The sequence below is a fragment of the Gracilibacillus salinarum genome (assembly GCF_022919575.1).
Lineage (GTDB): Bacteria > Bacillota > Bacilli > Bacillales > Amphibacillaceae > Gracilibacillus > Gracilibacillus salinarum.
The window spans coordinates 3,541,885-3,559,228 of sequence record NZ_CP095071.1 but is presented as its reverse complement, the minus strand read 5'-3'; the positions used below and the strand labels follow the sequence as shown (position 1 = coordinate 3,559,228).

Sequence of the window (17,344 nt, the reverse complement as noted above, 5' to 3'; positions counted from 1 at the left end):
GTTTTAGACTTTTTATTGTGTAGACAGATGATGTTTGGTAATGTTTATCAGGTTCGTATGAAGATTACTCTTCTTCATGCGTTGGGCTTTCTCTTGCTACTCCTTTCGCCTGAAGTTTCCTCTTCTTCATGCGTTGGGCATCCTCTTGCTACTCCTTTTGCCTGAAGTTTCCCCTTCTTCATGCGTTGGGCGTCCTCTTGCTACTCCTTTCGCCTGAAGTTTCCCCTTCTTCATGCGTTGGACGTTCTTTTGCTACTCCTTTCGCTTGAAGTTTCCTCTTCTTCATGCGTTGGGCGTCCTCTTGCTACTCCTTCCGCCTGAAGTTTCCCCTTCTTCATGCGTTGGGCGTCCTCTTGCTACTCCTTTCGCCTGAAGTTTCCCCTTCTTCATGCGTTGGGCGTTCTTTTGCTACTCCTTTCGCTTGAAGTTTCCTCTTCTTCATGCGTTGGACGTTCGATTGCTACTTCTTTCGCTTGAAGATTACTCTTCTTCTCATGCGTTGGATATAAATCTCGCAGTTAGCACTTCATATCCTAGCTGTTGCATGAATTAAGGGGCTATACATCAGCGTAGGCCTATCACATATACTCCCGGCTGAAGATCCACAACGTCAACACCTGTGTTTACTAGTAATGCTTCGAAGTAGGCTTCCTCGGTGCAAGGAAGCAGAGAAGTTATCCGAGTAATAGCCTAGCTTCAGCCGTGCCCCGAGAAGTGGTTGGACGAAGAGGTATTTCAGCAACATATATTACATCAAAATGATAGCTAAATCCATATGATTTCTGCTATTACTACACTTTTATACTTTCTGTACTAACAAGAAAAACGCCAGAAAGTCTTAACTTTCTGGCGTTGATCGTTTGGCGTATCTTTCTAGACTTAAACCCGGGTTGGCGTTTAGATCCCATGTGGCACGATGACCTTGTTGGTAGGCAATTGAACCTGCCGCTGCTATCATCGCTGCGTTATCCGTACATAAGGATAATGGCGGGAACAGCAATTCCATTGTCTTTTCTGTTTGGAATTTTTGCTCCATTGCGTAGCGTAAACCTTTGTTAGCTGCAACTCCACCAGCCACAATAACTTGCTTTACATCAAATTGTTTCGCTGCTTTATACGTTTTTTCTGTTAACACATCCACCACACTAGCCTGGAAACTTGCTGCTACATCCTCCTGCTTTAAGCTCAAATCCTTTTGCTTCGCATTATGAAGCGTGTTAATAACTGCGGATTTTAGTCCACTAAAACTAAAGTCAAATGAATCGTCTTCCAGCCAGGCACGAGGAAAGTCAATCGTCTCTTCACCTTGATGTGCCAAGGTATCAATTTTTGGTCCGCCTGGATACGGCAATTCGAGCGTCCGGGCTACTTTATCATATGCTTCTCCCGCCGCATCATCTCGCGTTTCACCAATAATCTCAAATTCTCCATGACCTCTCATTAAGATTAGCTCCGTGTGACCACCGGAAACAACTAACGCTAATAATGGGAATGCAAATTCTTTTTCTAAACGGTTTGCATAAATATGACCAGCAATATGATGGACGCCTATTAACGGTTTTTGGTGAGCATAGGCTAAACCTTTTGCCGCATTCACACCAACAAGCAGTGCACCAACAAGACCGGGACCTTCTGTCACTGCAATCGCATCGATATCATCTATTGTTAAATCAGCCTTCACAAAAGCCTCCTCTAATACGAGTGTGATCTGTTCAACATGATGTCTGGAAGCTATTTCAGGTACCACCCCACCAAATCGCTGATGGCTTTCAATTTGGGAAGCTACTACATTCGATACAATTTCGGTACCGTCCTTAATGATAGCCGCCGCTGTCTCATCACAGCTCGTCTCCACTCCTAAAATATATTCACTCATAAACTCACCCACAATACTAAAGCATCTTCCTGGTTGTCAGTATAATAGTTTTTACGTATACCACCAGGTTGTAAACCGAATTTCTTGTACATTTTCTGTGCAGCCAGATTAGAAACACGTACTTCTAATGATAATTGTATAATCCCACTGGCAACTGCGTAATTGATCACATACTGAAATAATCCTTTGCCGTATCCTTTTCCCCGGTAATCCGGATCAATCGCAATATTCGTAATTTGTGCTTCATCAATTACCATCCACACGCCGCAAAAACCGACTACCTTCTTATCCACAACAGCTACAAAATAATGTGCATAAGTGTTTTTGAATAATTCCTGATCATAGATATCATCTGGCCAAGGTACCGAAAAGGAACGCTTATCTATTTCTTTAACCGCATGTAAGTCTTCTGGTTCCATTTTGCGAAATTCTACACTAGACATTTTTCTCTTGTTCCTTTAACCAATTTGCCTCAGCTTCTACAAGCCTAATATAGTTCGGCGTTAACTCATGGACATGGCTCTCCTGATAATCTGCAGCCAATAAAGCAAGGACGCCTGGACGCGGAAGATTATCCACTGCATAAGGGAAGTGCGCATAGTCCCCGAGTTTTTCTTGTATCAACTCCTGATGTTTATCTAAATCCTGACTTAGAAAAAGTACTGGTTGTGCACGTTGTTTTAAATCTTCTAGCCACTGCTCCATTAAGATATTCTGGTCCTCCGTCAATTCTTGTAAATGACCCTGTTGATACTCGTATAACCCGGTATACACCAGACCCCTTCGTGCATCAAAAAAAGGAGAAACCATCATTTTTGCATATCTTGCATTATGCGCGAGTAACGCTAAACTCGAAATCGCCACTATTGGAATCTGCAATGTCCATGCCATTGTTTTGGCCGTTGCCAATCCTATTCTGACCCCGGTATAAGAGCCTGGTCCTTTCGCGACGGCAATCCGATCTAATTGATCAGGGCTTAACCCAGCTTGATTCATCACATAGTCTATAGCCGGCATTAAACCGATCGAATGATTACGTTTTACATTAGCTGTATATTCCGCCTTTATCGCTCCATTTGAACTCACCGCTACTCCCAATATCTGATTGGAAGTATCTATCGCCAACACATTCATTAATATAACTCCTTACATACGGAATGAAAGTAATGACCAACGGGCTGAAAAATAATCTTCCGTTTCGTTTCATCTATCCTTTTCATCTGAATCGCCAATCGCTCATCAGGTAGAAATTCTTCGATAAAATGTGCCCATTCGACAACCGTAATTCCATCTCCATTAAAATATTCATCAAATCCGATATCTTCTTCACTATTCTCCAGACGGTAAACATCCATATGGTACAGTGGGATTTCACCTTGATATTCTTTTACAATTGTAAATGTAGGGCTATTAATTGTTCTGGTAACCCCCAGGCCCGCACCAAGTCCCTTAGTAAAAGTTGTCTTTCCAGCGCCTAAATCACCTTCAAGCGTAATGACATCATTAGGTCTCAGTAAAGTAGCTAATTTACTGGCCAATCGTTTCGTTTCTTCTTCAGTTGCTGTTTCAAATATATATTCTTCCATGTTATCACCTTTTCAGATGTGTATAACCTGATTTATCTAAGATTTTTAAATCACCTTGATATCGTAACCAGGCTTTGCCGTTATATTTTTCATCATCTACTACCGTACCGATTGCAGTAAGCATAGTGCCAGTAGCATTCGCATAATCCATCAGTCTATCCCAATCTTCAAGTGGAACTGTGCCTAATAATTCAAAATCCTCTCCACCACTCAATATCCATTGATACAGATTATCTGGTGAATACTTTGCAAGTAACTCGTGATATGGGATTCGATCATAGTCCAACAGCAGCCCTTTATGTGAAGACGCTGCGATTTCATTGGCTTCATTTGCAATACCATCACTTACGTCATTTAACGCCATCCGTTCTATTGGAACAGATTGATTGATAAATGAGACTCTTGGGGTTGGCATCTGGTGCCGATTAATAAAATATTGCGAGCCTTCTTGTGCTTGTTCGTTGAGTAAAAGATGTAAGCCGTATGCGGAATCACCAAGCGTACCAGTTACAAAGATTATATCATGTTCTTTCGCAGTATTACGATATCTAGCTTTACCATTGTCCACTATTCCTAATACGGTGATCGATAAACTTAGTTGATCACCAGAAACAGTATCACCACCGATTAAATCCATTTGATAAGCATGTGCTAATTCTTTCATACCTTTATAAACTTCTTGCAGTTCTTGTGGTGCCCACCGGTCAGGCACTGTCACAGACACTAAATAGGAGACTGGTTTTCCTCCCATTGCCGCAATGTCACTTATATTTGCTGCCAGTGCACGGTAGCCGATATAAAACGGTGCAGCTGTCTTCTCGTTAAAATGAATGTTTTCAACCATTGTGTCCATTGTCATTATAATATCGCTATTGGTATGTCTCAATATAGCAGCGTCATCACCGATGCCCTTAATAACAGATGATTGACGATAATACGCTGGCTTGATCGATTGAATAAAGTCAAACTCTTCCATGCCCGCACCTCCAAAAAGCAACCTAAAATTATCATACCAAATCTTTATCGTTGGTGACAGGATGAACCTCTATTATCACGTTCTAACCATCTGTAAGACTCCCACTTCAAGCTTCAAGTATATCACAAAGAAGATAAGTGAGAGTAAACAGACGCTAACATCCTGATAAGTCTTGCTTTATATGTAATGATAATTTTAAAAAAGAATATTTTAGACAAACAAAAAAACCCTAAGCTACCATACTTAAGGTTTGTTAGTCATAAACTGGCGGTCCGGACGGGACTCGAACCCGCGACCTCCTGCGTGACAGGCAGGCATTCTAACCAACTGAACTACCGGACCATTTTAAATGTACCCATTGGGCACTACAATCATTTTCTTATGTATATCATATTTCAACGTAATAAGAAAATTTGGTTGCGGGGGCAAGATTTGAACTTGCGACCTTCGGGTTATGAGCCCGACGAGCTACCAGACTGCTCCACCCCGCGATAATAAAAAATAATATTAAATTGTTGTTCTATAGATAAATATGATTTCACCTATAATGACCTCTGCATCTTCTAGCTTATTCTTAGATGTGTGATGCTTCGAGGTTACTCGCAGTTTATTCGGTGGATGTGTTGCTCGTTGCTCCACCCCGCGGTAATAAAAATATTAAGTTGCTACTCTATAGGTGTTATAGAGTATATAACAGCCTGGCAACGTCCTACTCTTGCAGGGGCGCGAGCCCCAACTACCATGGGCGCTGAAGAGCTTAACTGCTGTGTTCGGCATGGGAACAGGTGTGACCTCTTCGCTATCGCTACCAGACTATTGTGTTTTAGGGTTGCACCCTAAAAACTAGATAAGAATTTTTGACATCAACAACACCGTTGAAACATGTTATATAGATAAGTCCTCGATCTATTAGTATTCGTCAGCTTCACATGTCACCATGCTTCCACCTCGAACCTATCAACCTCATCGTCTCTGAGGGATCTTACTCACTTATGTGATGGGAAGTCTCATCTTGAGGGGGCTTCATGCTTAGATGCTTTCAGCACTTATCCCTTCCACACGTAGCTACCCAGCGATGCTCTTGGCAGAACAACTGGTGCACCAGCGGTGTGTCCATCCCGGTCCTCTCGTACTAAGGACAGCTCCTCTCAAACTTCCAACGCCCACGACGGATAGGGACCGAACTGTCTCACGACGTTCTGAACCCAGCTCGCGTACCGCTTTAATGGGCGAACAGCCCAACCCTTGGGACCGACTACAGCCCCAGGATGCGATGAGCCGACATCGAGGTGCCAAACCTCCCCGTCGATGTGGACTCTTGGGGGAGATAAGCCTGTTATCCCCGGGGTAGCTTTTATCCGTTGAGCGACGGCCCTTCCATTCGGTACCGCCGGATCACTAAGCCCGACTTTCGTCCCTGCTCGACTTGTAGGTCTCGCAGTCAAGCTCCCTTCTGCCTTTGCACTCTGCGAATGATTTCCAACCATTCTGAGGGAACCTTTGGGCGCCTCCGTTACATTTTAGGAGGCGACCGCCCCAGTCAAACTGCCCACCTGACACTGTCTCCGAACCGGATCACGGTTCTGGGTTAGAAGGTCAATACAGCCAGGGTGGTATCCAACCGGCGCCTCCACGTAAGCTAGCGCTCACGTTTCTCAGGCTCCCACCTATCCTGTACAAGCTGTACCAACATTCAATATCAGGCTACAGTAAAGCTCCACGGGGTCTTTCCGTCCTGTCGCGGGTAATGCGCATCTTCACGCACAGTATAATTTCACCGGGTCTCTCGTTGAGACAGTGCCCAAGTCGTTGCACCTTTCGTGCGGGTCGGAACTTACCCGACAAGGAATTTCGCTACCTTAGGACCGTTATAGTTACGGCCGCCGTTTACTGGGGCTTCGGTTCAACGCTTCGCTAATGCTAACGCATCCCCTTAACCTTCCAGCACCGGGCAGGTGTCAGCCCCTATACTTCGCCTTACGGCTTCGCAGAGACCTGTGTTTTTGCTAAACAGTCGCTTGGGCCTTTTCACTGCGGCTTCTCGCAAAAGAAGCACCCCTTCTCCCGAAGTTACGGGGTCATTTTGCCGAGTTCCTTAACGAGAGTTCTCCCGATCACCTTAGGATTCTCTCCTCGCCTACCTGTGTCGGTTTGCGGTACGGGCACCCTTTTCCTTGCTAGAGGCTTTTCTTGGCAGCGTGAAATCCGGAACTTCGGTACTATATTTCCCTCCTGATCACAGCTTGTGATTGCCAGACGGATTTGCCTATCTGACTCACTTACTGCTTCAACGCACACATCCAATGGTGCGCATTCCTTATCCTTCTGCGTCCCCCCATCACTCAAAACGGAATTGGGTGGTACAGGAATATCAACCTGTTGTCCATCGCCTACGCCTTTCGGCCTCGGCTTAGGCCCCGACTAACCCTGAGCGGACGAGCCTTCCTCAGGAAACCTTAGGCATTCGGTGAAGAAGATTCTCACTTCTTTTTCGCTACTCATACCGGCATTCTCACTTCTAAGCGCTCCACCAGTCCTCACGGTCTGACTTCACTGCACTTAGAACGCTCTCCTACCATTGATCGTAGATCAATCCGTAGCTTCGGTGATACGTTTAGCCCCGGTATATTTTCGGCGCAGCGTCACTCGACCAGTGAGCTATTACGCACTCTTTAAATGATGGCTGCTTCTAAGCCAACATCCTGGTTGTCTGTGCAACGCCACATCCTTTTCCACTTAACGTATACTTTGGGACCTTAGCTGACGGTCTGGGCTGTTTCCCTTTCGACTATGAACCTTATCACCCATAGTCTGACTCCCAAGGTAATATGATTGGCATTCGGAGTTTGACTGAATTCGGTAACCCGGTAAGGGCCCCTAGTCCAATCAGTGCTCTACCTCCAACATACATGCCTTGAGGCTAGCCCTAAAGCTATTTCGGAGAGAACCAGCTATCTCCGTGTTCGATTGGCATTTCACCCCTACCCACACCTCATCCCCGCACTTTTCAACGTGCGTGGGTTCGGGCCTCCAGTCAGTGTTACCTGACCTTCACCCTGGACATGGGTAGATCACACGGTTTCGGGTCTACGACCACCTACTAAAACGCCCTATTCAGACTCGCTTTCGCTCCGGCTCCGTGTCTTCCACTTAACCTTGCAGGGGATCGTAACTCGCCGGTCCATTCTACAAAAGGTACGCCGTCACCCATAAAAGGGCTCCGACTACTTGTAGGCACACGGTTTCAGGTACTATTTCACTCCCCTCCCGGGGTGCTTTTCACCTTTCCCTCACGGTACTGGTTCACTATCGGTCACTAGGGAGTATTTAGCCTTGGGAGATGGTCCTCCCGGATTCCGACGGAATTTCACGTGTTCCGCCGTACTCAGGATCCACTCCGGAGGAAATACATTTTCGACTACAGGATTGTTACCTTCTGTGATGGGCCTTTCCAGACCACTTCGTCTAATGTATTTCTTTGTAACTCCAAAGGAGTGTCCTACAACCCCAAAAAGCAAGCTTTTTGGTTTGGGCTAATTCCGTTTCGCTCGCCGCTACTCGGGAAATCGCGTTTGCTTTCTCTTCCTCCGGGTACTGAGATGTTTCAGTTCCCCGGGTCTGCCTCATTTATCCTATGGATTCAGATAAATGTTCTACTCCATGACGAGCAGAGGGTTTCCCCATTCGGAAATTCTCGGATCAACGCCTACGTACGGCTCCCCGAGACATATCGGTGTTTGTCCCGTCCTTCATCGGCTCCTAGTGCCAAGGCATCCACCGTGCGCCCTTCTTCACTTAACTATACTTACTTTACTTCAATGAAAAAGTCGTTGGTTATTGTTTGATGTCTTGTCATCAGTTTCGTTTCCACAGCTGACGAACAGTTGCTTCCACGTCCTGATTATTCTTATCTAGTTTTCAAGGTACAAGTTCAAGAGAGAATTGATCTCTCAAAACTGAACCAAACAACCAAGTATGATTTTGTCACCTTGTAAAAGGTGTTCCTATAATCCTTAGAAAGGAGGTGATCCAGCCGCACCTTCCGATACGGCTACCTTGTTACGACTTCACCCCAATCATTGGCCCCACCTTCGGCGGCTGGCTCCAAAGGTTACCCCACCGACTTCGGGTGTTGCCAACTCTCGTGGTGTGACGGGCGGTGTGTACAAGGCCCGGGAACGTATTCACCGTGGCATGCTGATCCACGATTACTAGCGATTCCGGCTTCATGCAGGCGAGTTGCAGCCTGCAATCCGAACTGAGAATGGTTTTATGGGATTTGCTTGACCTCGCGGTTTCGCTGCCCTCTGTACCATCCATTGTAGCACGTGTGTAGCCCAGGTCATAAGGGGCATGATGATTTGACGTCATCCCCACCTTCCTCCGGTTTGTCACCGGCAGTCACCTTAGAGTGCCCAACTTAATGCTGGCAACTAAGATCAAGGGTTGCGCTCGTTGCGGGACTTAACCCAACATCTCACGACACGAGCTGACGACAACCATGCACCACCTGTCATTCGGTCCCCGAAGGGAACTCCCTATCTCTAGGGACATCCGAAGATGTCAAGACCTGGTAAGGTTCTTCGCGTTGCTTCGAATTAAACCACATGCTCCACCGCTTGTGCGGGCCCCCGTCAATTCTTTTGAGTTTCAGCCTTGCGGCCGTACTCCCCAGGCGGAGTGCTTAATGCGTTAACTGCAGCACTAAGGGGCGGAAACCCCCTAACACCTAGCACTCATCGTTTACGGCGTGGACTACCAGGGTATCTAATCCTGTTCGCTCCCCACGCTTTCGCACCTCAGCGTCAGTTACAGACCAGAGAGTCGCCTTCGCCACTGGTGTTCCTCCACATATCTACGCATTTCACCGCTACACGTGGAATTCCACTCTCCTCTTCTGCACTCAAGTTCCCCAGTTTCCAATGACCGCTTGCGGTTGAGCCGCAAGATTTCACATCAGACTTAAGAAACCGCCTACGCGCGCTTTACGCCCAATAATTCCGGACAACGCTTGCCCCCTACGTATTACCGCGGCTGCTGGCACGTAGTTAGCCGGGGCTTCCTCGATAGGTACCGTCAAGGTGCCGCCCTATTTGAACGGCACTTGTTCTTCCCTAACAACAGAACTTTACGATCCGAAAACCTTCTTCGTTCACGCGGCGTTGCTCCGTCAGACTTTCGTCCATTGCGGAAGATTCCCTACTGCTGCCTCCCGTAGGAGTCTGGGCCGTGTCTCAGTCCCAGTGTGGCCGATCACCCTCTCAGGTCGGCTACGCATCGTTGCCTTGGTGAGCCGTTACCTCACCAACTAGCTAATGCGCCGCGGGCCCATCTGTAAGTGATAGCCAAAGGCCATCTTTCAACATTCCTTCATGCGAAGCAATGTGTTATCCGGTATTAGCCCCGGTTTCCCGGGGTTATCCCAGTCTTACAGGCAGGTTGCCCACGTGTTACTCACCCGTCCGCCGCTCGTTCCACTAACGTCCTCCCGAAGGATTCAGTTAGCTTCCCGCGCTCGACTTGCATGTATTAGGCACGCCGCCAGCGTTCGTCCTGAGCCAAGATCAAACTCTCAATAAAGTTGACTTGCGCTCGCTTCTATAAGCTAGCTTGTTTATTAATTCATACTGGTTGTTTTGTTCAGTTTTCAAAGATCAAAATGTTCGGTAAATGGTGGGCCTGAGTGGACTCGAACCACCGACCTCACGCTTATCAGGCGTGCGCTCTAACCAGCTGAGCTACAGGCCCATTTACATTGGAGCGGGTGAAGGGAATCGAACCCTCGACATCAGCTTGGAAGGCTGAGGTTTTACCACTAAACTACACCCGCATGTTATGAAATTACTAATCTTACTGATCGACTGGTCGGGAAGACAGGATTTGAACCTGCGACCCCTTGGTCCCAAACCAAGTGCTCTACCAAGCTGAGCTACTTCCCGGTTATGGCGCGCCCGAGAGGAGTCGAACCCCTAACCTCTTGATCCGTAGTCAAACGCTCTATCCAATTGAGCTACGGGCGCTTATCAAAGCGACAATTACTAATATATCACAGAACGCTTAGCAACGTCAATAGTTTTTTAACTTTTTTTAAGTGCGGTCGAGAGGACTTGAACCTCCACGGGTTATTCACCCACTAGGCCCTCAACCTAGCGCGTCTGCCATTCCGCCACGACCGCTCGATACCCAGTTGCCCATTATATAGTATATAGATGGTGAGCCATGGAGGATTCGAACCTCCGACCCTCTGATTAAAAGTCAGATGCTCTGCCAGCTGAGCTAATGGCTCTTGTTGTATATCAATCACGACGGTAGCTTGTTTTCTATTTTGCAAAACTGCTTTTCAATCAAGAGTAATGTATAGAAAGACTATCTTTGTTTATGATCAACATCACGTCATACTTTGTGAAGAAACGATCAAACTATAAGAATAGTATATTCGTCATAATGACGAATGACAGTAAGCTATTTTTTAGTCAAAAAAATGGCTGGGCTAGCTGGATTCGAACCAGCGCATGACGGTACCAAAAACCGTTGCCTTACCGCTTGGCTATAGCCCAACAATGGCGGTCCGGACGGGACTCGAACCCGCGACCTCCTGCGTGACAGGCAGGCATTCTAACCAACTGAACTACCGGACCTATTTGATTGTTAAAAAAGATGACCCGTACGGGATTCGAACCCGTGTTACCGCCGTGAAAGGGCGGTGTCTTAACCACTTGACCAACGGGCCATTAAGAAATAATAATGGCGGAGAAGGAGGGATTTGAACCCTCGCGCCGCTTACGCGACCTACACCCTTAGCAGGGGCGCCTCTTCAGCCACTTGAGTACTTCTCCATGGCTCCACAGGTAGGATTCGAACCTACGACCGATCGGTTAACAGCCGATTGCTCTACCACTGAGCTACTGTGGAATAATGAATAAGTCATGTTGACGACGTTAAATATAATATAATATTTGAAGTTTGTTGTCAACCGTTTTTTGGAAATCATTTTAAAATGTTTTTTTACAGTTGGACAAGTTCCCTTCAAAGTGACACCAATATAATTTATCATATCCTAAAACTATAAGTCAATAGATATTATTAAATTCTTTTAAGTTTTTCTCAATAAGGTTAAACGACCGCGGCATTTACCGCAACGATACCTGTTTACGTTCATTCTTTTTCTTCTATTATAGACTTGTTCACAGTCAGAACATTGATATTGGTATTTAAAGTCATTTTGTTTCGACGGTAACGGATTACAAAATCGCGGTGAATTCGTCTGTTTAAGCAGTTCTCTAAATTCACGATCACGATGCTGATACCCTTTTCCTTCTATATGAAGATGATAGTGGCATAGCTCATGCTTGATTATTCCTACAAACTCATCAAAACCTAGTTCATCAAAATATTTTGGGTTCAGTTCAATTAACCTCTTCCCAGGTAAGTACCTCCCACCTGTTGTCCTTAATCTGTTATTAAAACATACGTCATCTACAAACGGTTTGCGGAACTCTTTCTCTGAGATTTCTTGTGTTAATTTTTCTAATACTATTTGTGACATTACTGACATTATGTTTCACACCTGCCTTTCTATCATCATATTATAGTACAACAAACTAAATAAGGGAGGAATCGAAATGCCTACTTGGTTACAGAAACAGTTAGCAGGTGCTTTCCTTCAAAAAAATAAGTATCAAATTCGATTATTGAATCAGTGCTGGTATTTTTATTGCGATAAAGAGCAAATAAAGTAAAAGGCACCGCCGGCACCTTTTACCCCATTCTTTAATCATTCACCATACTTAATGCTATTCGTTGCTTGTTCTGATCTACCTGATCCACCCATACTGTAATCACATCACCTACAGAAACAAGATCCATCGGGTGCTTGACGAATTGATTAGACATTTTGGAGATATGAACCAAACCATCCTGCTTCACTCCAATATCGACAAAAACACCGAAGTCAACGACATTTCTAACAGTACCTTGCAATTCCATACCGCTTTGAAGATCTTCCATTGATAATACGTTCTTCTTTAACAACGGTTGTGGTAAGTCATCACGCGGATCTCGGTTCGGACTTATCAGAGCTTTCAAAATGTCTTCTAATGTTGGTAAACCAATATCTAATTGGTTCGCTAACGTTTTTTTGTCTAATTGATTAATTAATTCTTTTAACTTCTCGCTTCCTAAGTCCTCTACTGAACTGTTGATCTCTTTCAAAATTTGTTTAGCAGCTTGATAAGATTCAGGGTGTATAGGAGTCCGGTCTAGAGGCTCGCCACCTTCCATTACTCTCAAAAAACCAATACTTTGCTCATACGTTTTGTTCCCAAGTCTTGGGATATCCTTTAATTGCTTTCGATTAGTAAATTTACCATTCTCGTCGCGATATTTAATCACGTTATTGGCGACTGTCTTGTTCAAACCAGATACATATTGTAATAAGGAAGAAGATGCCGTATTTACATTGACACCAACTTGGTTTACCGCTGTTTCCACGACAAATGTCAGTGACTCCGTCAGTTTCTTTTGACTGACATCATGCTGATATTGGCCCACTCCGATTGCTTTTGGTTCTATTTTTACCAGCTCTGCCAATGGATCCTGAATTCGTCTGGCGATCGAAACCGCACTCCGTTCTTCAACCTGTAAATCTGGAAACTCCTCACGCGCCAATTTAGAAGCTGAATATACACTTGCGCCTGCTTCATTAACGATAATATAGGCTACATCCAGTTGATTGTTTTCGATCACGTTAGCGATAAATTGCTCCGTTTCACGAGACGCAGTACCATTACCAATTGCTATAAGCTCGATCGGATATTCATTGATAAACTTCATTACTTTTGCTTCTGCACCTTTAGTATCATGTTTCGGAGCTGTCGGATAAATGACATCAACAGCTTTTACTTTACCAGTGTCATCAATCACTGCCAATTTACAGCCTGTACGAAACGCTGGATCAACACCAAGTACATACTTACCTTTTAATGGAGGCTGCAGCAACAGACTTTTCAAGTTTTTGGAGAAGATATCGATAGCCTGTTCTTCGGCCTTTTCTGATAAAGCGGAACGAATTTCCCGTTCTACTGATGGCTGCGTTAAACGTTTATAGCTATCCTCGATCACCTGTGTCATAAATTCTCTTATCTTCTCAGAAACACCAGACAGAGTGACTTGTTTCTGTAAATAGGTCAACAGTTGTTCGGTAGGAGGATCAATCGAAACCTTAAGCACTCCTTCTTTTTCTCCACGATTTAAGGCTAGAATCCGGTGCGAGACAATCTTGCTGACTGCTTCACTATACTCATAATACATTTCATAAATCTTCTTCTCATCTAATTCTGCCTTCTTAACAGTCGCACTGATTAAGCCTTTCTGGAAGGTTTGCTTACGAATATACTCTCTGTATGCCGGTTCATCAGCAAGCCATTCAGCTATGATATCTTGTACACCAGCTAGAACATCTTCAACACTATGTAATTCATGCTCTTCTGATAAAAATTCTTGTGCTTTCACTTCGAGCTCAAGATTTTGTGTTTGATATACTTCTTGCGCTAACGGTTCTAATCCTTTTTCCTTGGCAACCGTAGCTCTTGTTCTACGCTTTTGTTTATATGGTCTATAGAGATCTTCTACTTTCTGCAGTTGATTCGCTTTTTCAATATCAATCCGTAGCTGATCTGTCAGCTTACCTTGTTCTTCAATCAGTCTTATTACTTCTGCTTTGCGGTCATTTAATGTATTGACGTATTGCCAGGCATCCTGAATATCTTTGATTTGCACTTCATCAAGTGATCCTGTTTGTTCTTTTCGGTAACGTGCGATAAATGGTACTGTATTTCCTTCTTCTAATAAGTGAATAACACTTTTTACTGATTTTTGATTAATCTTTGTCCGTTCGGTCACAGCTTGTAATAGCTGCTCGTATTCTTCGTTAATTGCCAATGCGTTTCCTCCTTCACTATTTGCCATCTATATTTTAACAAAAAAAAGAAAAAGAAGAAAAGGCTATGTGATCCACAAACTCGAAATAGCCAGCCAATTGACGCTTCTACAGTCTCGTTCTTTCCATTGTTATAAAATTTAAAAACCGAACTAAGCCGCCCGGTCCTTCTACACAATTGTAAGGCTGTACTGCAAAATGGTCATTTTGATACTTTTTATCTGCTTAGCAAAGCTCCGGAAATAGGCTCCGCGTCCTGTGGGCACGGCTTCAGCTAACTTAGGAAAGAAAATTCTTTTCTTTCCTAAGTGGATCTTCAGCTCGCGCTGATTCCACGGGAGTCTCCGTCTATTTCCTACGCTAATGGAAAGTACCACAACGATTGGAACAGCTAGAAGCAGTGGTGCTAGGCAATATAATTCATCAATTAAGGTGTGAATCTTGCAGATAGCGCTTCATATCCTAGCTATTGCATAAATTGTAGAGCAATAAATCAGTGGAGGCCAACCACGTAGACTCCCGCGGGACAGGCAGGCGCTGAAGTGGTTGGCCGGAGCGGTATCATACCACACACAATATTTCAAAATCACCACTAAGCCGCTAGTTGACATAATCCATGTTATAGGAACTCTCTCTACTTCAATTCAACATGTTGCTGCCATGACTGCACTTCCATACTTTATTGAATGATTAGAAATATCCGGCATTGAGCCCGGCTATTTTCCTATTGTATATAAGAAAAGGAACCTCTTGTCATTGAGGTCCCTCCTTATACTTCATTGCTATTAGAGTTGTATCATCGTCTTCCACGTTGTGCTTATACTGGTAGGAAAAAGTATCCGTTATTTGTTCTACTTCTCGGTTATGGAAATAGCTGTTGGATATTTCCTTCGATGTTACTCCGTCTGAGAACATGATGAAAATCATGTTCTCTTCGATATCGTCCGTCATTATTTTGAATGGACGGTCAAAGCCACTCAAATAACCGGCTTGGGGAATATTACGTTTCTTGGTTGAGTCAGATGTAACCGTTAGTAAACCTATATTACCAATGGATGAATAGGCATATTGTTTATCCTGCAGGTCGATCTGCAAAATCCCTAGAACAACCCCGCGTTTACCGACTAATTTCTTATTACTTTTCTTCATAATAGACGCTACCGAGTCAGTTGTGTTTTCCTTTATAACATCCATTACTATTTGAGAAGATTCCTTGGCAAATTCTCCGCTACCGAGCCCATCCGCTAATGCACAAATAAATTTATTATCGGCTTCATGATAAAAATAACTGTCACCGCAATAGTAGTTACCTTTTTTCGCTTTTTGATATACCGATACTTCTACGCGACCTTCTTTTTGCATTAACGCATAGCCTCCATATTCTCTGCCAGCAATGCTTCTCTTAGTTTTTTCAGGGCATGACGCTGAATTCTGGATACGTGCATTTGCGAAATACCTAGAACTTCACCCGTTTCTTTCTGACTCTTGTTTTCAAAATACGTATATTTAAGAATGATTTGCTCCCGTTCATTTAAAATCGGCATGATTTTTTCTAATAATAATTGACGGTCTACATCTTCAAACCCTTGGTCCTGATTACCAATTAAGTCAAGGATCGACACTTCACTGCCATCAGCATCTGCTTCAATTTTCCGGTCCACTGATAAAGCATTATAGCTCTGGCTCATTTCCATCGTTTCCAGTACTTCTTCTTCTGAAACCTCGAGATATTCAGCAATCTCTTTAATAGATGGTGACTTTTGGTTATCGGTGGTTAGCACTTCTGTCGCCTTTTTGATTTTTGGGCCAAGTTCTTTGATTCTTCTCGGTACATGGACACTCCATGTCTTATCACGGATGAATCGCTTAATTTCACCGATGATTGTTGGAATGGCGAAAGATTCAAATGACTTTCCAACATCCGGATCATATCTTCTGATCGCAGCTAATAATCCGAGCATTCCTACTTGTTCAAGATCCTCATAAATCATTTCATTCTTCGCGTACTTTCTTGCTAATGATTTCACGAGCTTTTGATAAGTTAGAACAATTTTCTCTTGAATCAATTGATTATCTGGATCTTTTTGGAAGGTGCGAATCCACTCGTACACTTCATCCTCTTGATTATTGTGAGGTCGTGATTTGGTCGTCATTAATATCCACCTCATTTTCATGGAGGTATTTAGTCATAAGCACGATCACACCATAATCGTTCTTGATTTCAACTTTGTCCATCAGTGCTTCGATTAAGAATAGGCCAAAGCCCCCTTCTCGCAAATCTTCAATTGATTCATTGTTCACAAATGGTCCTAATTCTTTCTTTACCTTTTTCAAATCAAAACTGCCGCCCCTGTCGGCTACCATTACTTCTAAACGGTCCTGATACAGGCCGAATCCGATAGTTACTTCTCCACCATCTTTATTCTCATAGGCATGTTCCGTTGCGTTTGACATTGCCTCAGACACTGCTACTTTCAAATCTTCAATCTCTTCGTATGAAAACCCCATGCGATTGGCTATTCCAGAAGTACTTAATCTGATAACCCCTACATATTCTGCTTTTGCCGGGACTTTCATTTCAATGAAGTCAAAAGGTTCCATTTAATTTCCACCTCGCACCGTTGAGTCGATGTTGATAATTCCATCTAACCCCGTAATATCAAATAGTCTACGAACTCGCTCCTGCAACGCTACAAGTCTCATTTCACTGTTATGTTCTTTTGTTGATTTCAGCGCACTGATAAACACGCCTAGTCCAGTACTGTCCATATAGTTTACATTTTCTAAATCAACGATGATTTTATTACCTTCGTGCTTCGTTAACGGTAATAATGCTTCTTTTAATTTAGGCGCTGTGTAGGCATCAATCTCACCTGACAAAACCACTTCCTGCGCTTCATTCTTATCTACTAGATCTATATTTAAGTTCAAATCAGTTACCTCCTGTCGTCCTGCTGAACTTCGCTCCG

At 44.0% G+C, this 17,344-nt stretch carries 12 protein-coding genes, 13 tRNA genes and 3 rRNA genes; 1 reads left to right on the top strand and 27 read right to left on the bottom strand.

Features of this window, described 5'->3' with window-relative positions; genetic code table 11:
- Positions 1 to 838 precede the first annotated feature (838 nt).
- From tsaD to MUN87_RS16575, 22 genes are all read right to left on the bottom strand, one after another.
- Positions 839 to 1,876 (bottom strand): tRNA (adenosine(37)-N6)-threonylcarbamoyltransferase complex transferase subunit TsaD, encoded by a 1,038-nt coding sequence (tsaD, locus tag MUN87_RS16680; protein ID WP_244741879.1) that lies wholly within the window; start codon positions 1,874 to 1,876, stop codon positions 839 to 841.
- Positions 1,873 to 2,319 (bottom strand): ribosomal protein S18-alanine N-acetyltransferase, encoded by a 447-nt coding sequence (rimI, locus tag MUN87_RS16675; protein ID WP_244741876.1) that lies wholly within the window; start codon positions 2,317 to 2,319, stop codon positions 1,873 to 1,875. Before rimI ends, tsaD begins: the two co-directional genes overlap by 4 nt.
- Positions 2,312 to 3,010 (bottom strand): tRNA (adenosine(37)-N6)-threonylcarbamoyltransferase complex dimerization subunit type 1 TsaB, encoded by a 699-nt coding sequence (gene tsaB / locus MUN87_RS16670; RefSeq protein ID WP_244741874.1) that lies wholly within the window; start codon positions 3,008 to 3,010, stop codon positions 2,312 to 2,314. Before tsaB ends, rimI begins: the two co-directional genes overlap by 8 nt.
- A complete protein-coding gene (gene tsaE, locus MUN87_RS16665) occupies positions 3,010 to 3,462 on the bottom strand; it encodes a tRNA (adenosine(37)-N6)-threonylcarbamoyltransferase complex ATPase subunit type 1 TsaE (RefSeq protein WP_244741871.1) in 453 nt (150 codons plus the stop codon). Before tsaE ends, tsaB begins: the two co-directional genes overlap by 1 nt.
- Before the next feature lie 4 nt (positions 3,463 to 3,466).
- Positions 3,467 to 4,438, bottom strand: coding sequence for a thiamine-phosphate kinase (gene thiL / locus MUN87_RS16660; RefSeq protein WP_244741869.1), 972 nt, complete (start codon positions 4,436 to 4,438; stop codon positions 3,467 to 3,469).
- 265 nt (positions 4,439 to 4,703) lie between these two features.
- Positions 4,704 to 4,780: transfer RNA gene (locus MUN87_RS16655), tRNA-Asp, on the bottom strand.
- Positions 4,781 to 4,852: 72 nt separating this feature from the next.
- Positions 4,853 to 4,929 (bottom strand) — tRNA-Met (locus MUN87_RS16650).
- A 205-nt stretch (positions 4,930 to 5,134) separates the two neighbouring features.
- A 5S ribosomal RNA gene (gene rrf / locus MUN87_RS16645) occupies positions 5,135 to 5,251 on the bottom strand.
- A gap of 76 nt (positions 5,252 to 5,327) precedes the next feature.
- Positions 5,328 to 8,239, bottom strand: a 23S ribosomal RNA gene (locus tag MUN87_RS16640).
- A 216-nt stretch (positions 8,240 to 8,455) separates the two neighbouring features.
- A 16S ribosomal RNA gene (locus MUN87_RS16635) occupies positions 8,456 to 10,018 on the bottom strand.
- The 16S, 23S and 5S rRNA genes sit together here with 13 tRNA genes alongside, the layout of an rRNA operon.
- 91 nt (positions 10,019 to 10,109) lie before the next feature.
- Positions 10,110 to 10,186, bottom strand: a tRNA-Ile gene (locus MUN87_RS16630).
- Between the two features lie 8 nt (positions 10,187 to 10,194).
- Positions 10,195 to 10,268, bottom strand: a tRNA-Gly gene (locus tag MUN87_RS16625).
- 32 nt (positions 10,269 to 10,300) lie between these two features.
- Positions 10,301 to 10,377: transfer RNA gene (locus MUN87_RS16620), tRNA-Pro, on the bottom strand.
- A gap of 4 nt (positions 10,378 to 10,381) precedes the next feature.
- A tRNA-Arg gene (locus MUN87_RS16615) sits at positions 10,382 to 10,458 on the bottom strand.
- A 72-nt stretch (positions 10,459 to 10,530) separates the two neighbouring features.
- A tRNA-Leu gene (locus MUN87_RS16610) sits at positions 10,531 to 10,614 on the bottom strand.
- Positions 10,615 to 10,648: 34 nt separating this feature from the next.
- Positions 10,649 to 10,724: transfer RNA gene (locus MUN87_RS16605), tRNA-Lys, on the bottom strand.
- Positions 10,725 to 10,920: 196 nt separating this feature from the next.
- Positions 10,921 to 10,995 (bottom strand) — tRNA-Gln (locus MUN87_RS16600).
- A 4-nt stretch (positions 10,996 to 10,999) separates the two neighbouring features.
- Positions 11,000 to 11,076: transfer RNA gene (locus MUN87_RS16595), tRNA-Asp, on the bottom strand.
- Positions 11,077 to 11,096: 20 nt separating this feature from the next.
- Positions 11,097 to 11,168 (bottom strand) — tRNA-Glu (locus MUN87_RS16590).
- A 15-nt stretch (positions 11,169 to 11,183) separates the two neighbouring features.
- A tRNA-Ser gene (locus MUN87_RS16585) sits at positions 11,184 to 11,274 on the bottom strand.
- Position 11,275: 1 nt separating this feature from the next.
- Positions 11,276 to 11,350 (bottom strand) — tRNA-Asn (locus MUN87_RS16580).
- A 181-nt stretch (positions 11,351 to 11,531) separates the two neighbouring features.
- Positions 11,532 to 11,993 (bottom strand): SprT family protein, encoded by a 462-nt coding sequence (locus tag MUN87_RS16575; RefSeq protein ID WP_244741866.1) that lies wholly within the window; start codon positions 11,991 to 11,993, stop codon positions 11,532 to 11,534.
- Between the two features lie 67 nt (positions 11,994 to 12,060).
- Here MUN87_RS16575 and cmpA point away from each other — a divergent pair, with 67 nt between their 5' ends.
- Positions 12,061 to 12,177 carry a cortex morphogenetic protein CmpA gene (cmpA, locus tag MUN87_RS16570; RefSeq protein WP_244741864.1) on the top strand — a complete coding sequence of 39 codons (117 nt, stop codon included), beginning with the start codon at positions 12,061 to 12,063 and terminating at the stop codon, positions 12,175 to 12,177.
- Positions 12,178 to 12,208: 31 nt separating this feature from the next.
- Here cmpA and MUN87_RS16565 read toward each other — a convergent pair whose 3' ends face one another.
- The 5 genes from MUN87_RS16565 to MUN87_RS16545 all read right to left on the bottom strand — a co-directional run bounded on the left by MUN87_RS16565 (position 12,209) and on the right by MUN87_RS16545 (position 17,306).
- The gene (locus MUN87_RS16565) at positions 12,209 to 14,404 is read right to left on the bottom strand and encodes a Tex family protein (RefSeq protein ID WP_244741861.1); all 2,196 of its coding nucleotides are present in this window, start codon (positions 14,402 to 14,404) and stop codon (positions 12,209 to 12,211) included.
- 724 nt (positions 14,405 to 15,128) lie between these two features.
- Entirely contained in the window at positions 15,129 to 15,737 is a 609-nt protein-coding gene (locus MUN87_RS16560; RefSeq protein ID WP_244741859.1) for a SpoIIE family protein phosphatase, read from the bottom strand.
- Complete coding sequence (gene sigB / locus MUN87_RS16555; protein ID WP_244741856.1) at positions 15,737 to 16,528, bottom strand: RNA polymerase sigma factor SigB; 792 nt, start codon at positions 16,526 to 16,528, stop codon at positions 15,737 to 15,739. Before sigB ends, MUN87_RS16560 begins: the two co-directional genes overlap by 1 nt.
- A complete protein-coding gene (rsbW, locus tag MUN87_RS16550) occupies positions 16,500 to 16,976 on the bottom strand; it encodes an anti-sigma B factor RsbW (RefSeq protein WP_244741832.1) in 477 nt (158 codons plus the stop codon). Before rsbW ends, sigB begins: the two co-directional genes overlap by 29 nt.
- Complete coding sequence (locus MUN87_RS16545) at positions 16,977 to 17,306, bottom strand: STAS domain-containing protein (RefSeq protein WP_244741830.1); 330 nt, start codon at positions 17,304 to 17,306, stop codon at positions 16,977 to 16,979. It lies immediately after the preceding gene.
- Between the last annotated feature and the right edge of the window lie 38 nt (positions 17,307 to 17,344).